Genomic DNA, 5,586 nt, shown 5'->3' on the forward strand with positions numbered 1-5,586 from the left:
CGTCGCCGGACGGCTTCGGCCTGCACAGCAGCGGCATGTTCGTGATCAACCCGCCGTGGACGCTGGAGCCGATGCTGAAAGAAGTGATGCCCTACCTGGTGAAAGTGCTGGGCACCGATTCCGGCGCTGGCTTTACCCTCGAATCAGGGCAGACCAAGGCGGTCGATACCGGCACCCGGCGCGTGTAGTACTCGACAGTTCAGATAAGAAAATCCTGAGAGTTTCATTTGAAACTCTCAGGATTTTTTCTTTTTTGGGGAGGTGATTGGGAAGTGGGGCGGCAGTCAGTGGATCGCGATGGGTAGCGGCGACAATAACGCCATAATTTAGTTCAGAATATTTTACGAAAAGCAACATATCACTATTGTTACAAATAATCACATACTGTTACAATCGGCCCGCAATTAGAACTCTATCAACAAAGCCATTCAGATTGATGTAGCTAATACTGGGTCCGCATAACAATTTGTGTAAGAAAGATAATGATAATGAAAAAAGTGTTCTTCTCTTTATTAGTGACGTTATTTCTCAACGCATGTGGAGGCGGCGGAGATGGCGGGAGCCCCTCGCCAGGACCTGGCCCCGCACCCGCAGCCGTGGCGTTGACCTTCACGCCATCCACGATCACCCAAACTCTTACTACAGGGGTGTCGAGCAAAATCAATTTTGCCGCCACAGTAAACAAGCCATCCGATTTCAATGGGGCATTTGCCGTTTATGCCTATTTTGTTGATGATATCGGCGTGTTGTTGCCGAATACGCAAATATCGCAAAATTCGACGACGCAATACAACGTTGCGCTCTATACGTCCCCGACCTTGTCCGTAGGGACCCATAAAGGAAATCTCACGGTCAAGCTCTGCCGCGACAGTAATTGTGCCGGCCAATTCCCTGGTTCGCCTATGCTGCTGCCCTATACCTTCACGGTTAGCCCGCCTGCAGCCTTGCCGACGCCTCCAGTTTCGCCGACGCCTCCAGTTTCGCCGACGCCCCCAGTTTCACCGACGCCTCCAGTCTTGCAGACCTTTGGCGCAACCCCGAGTATAGTTCTTACCCCAACTATGTACCTGGGCGCTGCCGCCCCGGATCCCGCCACTATCACTATTCATGGGGAAGGCAGAACCTGGACCGCAGCAACCGATGCCTCGTGGTTGAAACTTAGTAATACGGCAGGGGCAGGGAATGCCAGTTTGACACTTACTTACACGCCGTCGTCGCTGCAAGTAGGGGTGTACACGAGCTTAATCCAGATCAAATCAACCGATGGGCAGAGTGTTGGTTTGCCAGTTACGCTCACAGTTAAGCCTGTCTCATATAAATTATTAGCGTCGGAAACGGGCGTCGCCTTGACAGCAACCCCGGCATGGTCGCGCCTGACCCGGACACTGCAGATCAATGATGGTTCTGGCCATGGTGGAAGCTGGGGCGCAAGCTCCGATCAAACATGGTTAAATGTCACGAAGAGCGGCAATAATCTCACGCTTAGCGCAAATCCAGCCAGCTTGCCTTCAGATGTGATCAGCTATGCGACTGTTTCCCTCAGTTCCGCGGATCTTTCCATAACCACACCCGAAGTCATCAAGGTCGCTTTGTGGAAAGGCACCACGACGCCAACGTTAACCACGCAGGTAAAACAAACCTATACAAATGTCATTGCCGACCCGATTCGTCCGCTGATCTATACGCATAACAGCGGATCTTCCATTGATGTCTACAATGTCTATACCTCACAAAAGACTGCTACGCTCACTGGACTCGGCACCACCCTAGCCAATATGACTATCAGTCCAAACGGCGATAAGCTATATGTTCTAGACACGGCTACGAGTAGCCTGGTTGCCGTTGATTTGGCGACTCAGACCAAAATCAATACGTGGAACTCAAGCGCTGCATTAACGAACGTGACGCGTATAAAAGCAATCCGGCCGAATGGCGTAGAAGTCATCATCACCAATGGCGGCAGCGTGTACTTGGCGTCAAATGGCAAATTCATCTCGAGCACCAGTATCAATAACCACGGCGATTTGACTGCAACCGCCGACGGCAAAAAAATCTATGCTCAGGACGAAGGCATCAGTCCGTCTACAACCTGGGGTTATAGCGTCGACTACTCTGAATTGAATGGCGGCACCTTGGTGGTTTCGCCATTGACACCGCTGACGGGAGTCCCCGGCATATCCAACGGGGGAGTAATGTCCAACGGCGCAGACATCGCTGTCAGCGCCGACGGCAGCCGAGTGTACACGGCCAACGGCGCGCCTTATCGATGCAGTTCGCGTTCCCCGGTCGACTTGAGTTTTATCAGCGCCCTTCCTGGTGGAGATGCGTATCCCAATAATGTCAAAGTTGGCAGCGATGGCAGGGTTTTTTGTGGCATCTCCGGCTGGTATAGTTCGTACGACGTATGGGTACATCGCGCAGACGGCACCTTAATAGGTGGTTTTAAATTCGCCGGATATGCAAAAAATCTGATTGAACGTCAAATGGTTGTATCTGGAGATGGCTTGATGCTGGTGGGTATTACCAACGATCCTCTTTTGGCGATTGTGCCGGTTGGCCCATAAAACACCCTGAACAGGGTGTCACGTAAAAACGGCGTACATGGAATATGTATGCCGTTTTTTTATTGAGAAGCCTGAATGACACCGATTTGCGCCAGCCTGCTGGCCGCAGGCGTCTCCCGTAAAACAATCAGGATAATTCCCAAAGGATGTTTCCTTATGGGAATTTGAATGGCGTTTGAGGCATTCTCCTGTTGTCAATGCCCGTCAACCATGTAGGTGTATTGCGCAGTTTTTAAGTATCGACTGGAAATTGGATGGATAATGCGGATCCTGTTTTAATCACGCCCGGATTTCCAGACGCAATCTGCGGGTGCGTTATCTATTTGATATGGCGTCGACACAATAATGACAACTACGAAAAGAACCTATCCTGTGGCCGGGGGGCTGATAGCGCTGCAAACCAAGAAGAAATTGCTGATTACCCTGATTGCAGCGGCAATCGCCGGCATGGCGCATGCGCAAAGCGATCCTGAACAAAATAGCCGGACGGCTGCTGGTGCCGGGCAGAGCGCCCAGCCGCAGAATGAAACCACGCTGCCGACCGTGACGGTGACCGGCGCCGGTCCCGCTGCCGACAGCTATCGCAAGACCTCGGCCTCGGTCGCCAATTTTGGCGCCGCCTCGCTGCTCGATACGCCAGCCGCGGTTTCCATAATCACCCGCACCCAGCTCGACGACCAGCAAGCCCGCTTGCTGAGCGACGTCGTGCGCAACGACGCTGCCGTGGGCAACAATTACACGCCGGTCGGCTACTACGAAAATTTCAGCATCCGCGGCTTTCCGCTGGACCTGGCGACGAGCTTGCAGATCAATGGCATGAGCATCGCCGGCGAACAGAATGTGGCGCTGGAAAACAAGGAAAGCGTCGAGATCCTGAACGGCCTGGCCGGCCTGCAGAGCGGCATGACGCCGCCCGGCGGCCTGATCAACTATGTCACCAAGCGGCCGGCCGATGTGCGTTCGATCACGCTGGAAACCGATGCACGCGGCTCGCGCTACCTGGCGACCGATATCGGCGCCCTGTTCGGTGAACAGAAGCAGTTCGGCCTGCGCATCAATGCCGCCCATGAGAGCCTGCATTCCTACGTCAACAACGCCGACGGCGAACGCAATTTCGCCTCGCTGGCCGCCGACTGGATAATCAGTCCGCAGGCGCGCCTGCAGTTCGACGCCGAGTACCAGCACCGCGAGCAGCGCTCCGCGCCGGGCTACCAGCTGCTGGGCGGCGCCGTCGTCCCGGGCAATGTATCGCCCTCGACCTTGCTGGGCGCGCAGCCTTGGGCCAAGCCGGTGACGATCAATTCCGTCAATCTGAACACGCGCCTGGATCTTGACCTGGCGCCGGACTGGCACGCATACGTGGCGGCCAGCCGCAGCCGTGTGGTGATCGACGATAATTCTGCCTTTCCGTATGGCTGCGGCTATGGCGCGACATGCGGCGAGGGTGGCACGCCGGCGCGTTATTTCAGCGCCAGCGGCGATTTCGATATCTACGATTACCGCTTCCCGGACGATACCCGCCGCAACGACCAGCTGCAGGCGGTGCTGCAAGGGAAGCTGGATACCGGTAAAATCCATCACGACCTGACCCTGGGGGCGAGCATGTTCCGCCGCACCGTGTCGCAGAGCGACGGCGTCAACGAGTATGTCGGCAGCGATAATATCTATAACCCGAATCCGATCGTCTACGCGCCTTCGCCGCTGACGCCAGATGCCTCCTATCTGCGGCTGGACAGCAGGCAAAAAGCGCTGTTTGCCGTCGACCGCATCAGCCTGACGCCGCAGTGGCAAGTGATCGCCGGTGCTCGCCAGGTATGGCTCAACGAGCGCGCTCTGGATATCACCGGCGCCGCTACGCGCACTACCGAGAAATCCTTGCTGTTGCCGCAGGTCGCGCTGGTCTACAAGCCGCAGGCCGATCTATCGCTCTACACTAGCTACAGCAAAGGCCTGACCATGGGCGGCCAGGCGCCGTTCTGGGCCGAGAATGCTTATGCCTTCCTGGCGCCGACCGTGTCGCGCCAGGTTGAAGCTGGCGTCAAGTATGACTGGCGTGACCAGCTCAGCCTGAGCGCGGCGCTGTTCCAGATGACCAAGCCCTACGAATATCCGAAACCGGACGAGAATGGCTATACCTACACCCAGCAAGGCAGCGAAACGCACCGCGGCCTGGAGCTGAGCGCCGCCGGCCAGGTCACCAGGCAGCTGCGGCTGACTGCCAGCGTGGCCTTGATCCAGGCGCGCGCCGACGATACCGGCACGCCTGCCTACGATGGCCACCAGGCCATCAACGTGCCGCGCCTGCGCACGGCCCTGTATGCGTCGTATACGCTGCCGCAGGTCACCGGCCTGACATTGCTCGGCGGCTGGCAGTACAGCGCCAGCAAGGCGGCGACGCGCGAAGGCGACGTCAACGTTCCCGCCTATAGCGTGTTCGATGCCGGCCTGCGCTACAAGACCAGCCTGGCCGGACATCCGGCGGTGTTGCGTCTGAGCGTGGATAATCTGTTCGACAAGCGCTACTGGAAAGATGTCGGCGAATATTTCGGCGACAGCTACTTGCACTTGGGGGCGCCGCGCAGCGCGCGGCTGTCGCTCCAGTACGATTTTTAAAGGCAGGATGGAAGCGGCATGAAGGATACAAAACCAGATGACGCCGACAGCCTGCCTGCCATGATGAGCCATGGCATGGGTATGGACGTGGTGCCGCCGAGCTGGCCCACATTGACGCTGGATGAGGTGGCAGGCCTGCTGCGCCATTATCCGCAGGCGGGCGCCGTGACGCGCCTCGGCTGGCACAGCCCACGGCCGTTTTCCAGCGCCTGCGTGGCGGACACCGGTTCCGGTCCCTTGTTCATCAAACGCCTGTTGCGCGAGATACGGACTGTCGATGAACTGACGGACGAGCATCGCTTCATGGCGCACCTGCGGCAGCGCGGCCTGGCGGTCAGCGAGGTATTGCAAGCCAGCGACGGCAGCACCGCCCATGCCGACGGCGGATGGACCTACGAGGTGCAGCGCG

The 5,586-nt window shown here is 57.2% G+C and carries 3 protein-coding genes and 1 pseudogene; all 4 read left to right on the top strand.

The features are described from left to right. The coding region (gene rlmJ / locus JWQ61_RS04770; protein WP_304359507.1) for a 23S rRNA (adenine(2030)-N(6))-methyltransferase RlmJ at positions 1–188 on the top strand (188 nt) is incomplete at its 5' end. A 300-nt stretch (positions 189–488) separates the two neighbouring features. Then, the gene (locus JWQ61_RS04775) at positions 489–2,564 is read left to right on the top strand and encodes a hypothetical protein (RefSeq protein ID WP_304359508.1); all 2,076 of its coding nucleotides are present in this window, start codon (positions 489–491) and stop codon (positions 2,562–2,564) included. Positions 2,565–2,909: 345 nt separating this feature from the next. Next, positions 2,910–5,177 carry a TonB-dependent siderophore receptor gene (locus JWQ61_RS04780; RefSeq protein WP_304359509.1) on the top strand — a complete coding sequence of 756 codons (2,268 nt, stop codon included), beginning with the start codon at positions 2,910–2,912 and terminating at the stop codon, positions 5,175–5,177. Positions 5,178–5,195: 18 nt separating this feature from the next. Then, positions 5,196–5,586: pseudogene (locus JWQ61_RS04785) on the top strand (aminoglycoside phosphotransferase family protein); the annotation flags it as partial.

The organism is Collimonas fungivorans, from assembly GCF_028292705.1.
Taxonomy (GTDB): domain Bacteria; phylum Pseudomonadota; class Gammaproteobacteria; order Burkholderiales; family Burkholderiaceae_D; genus Collimonas; species Collimonas fungivorans_B.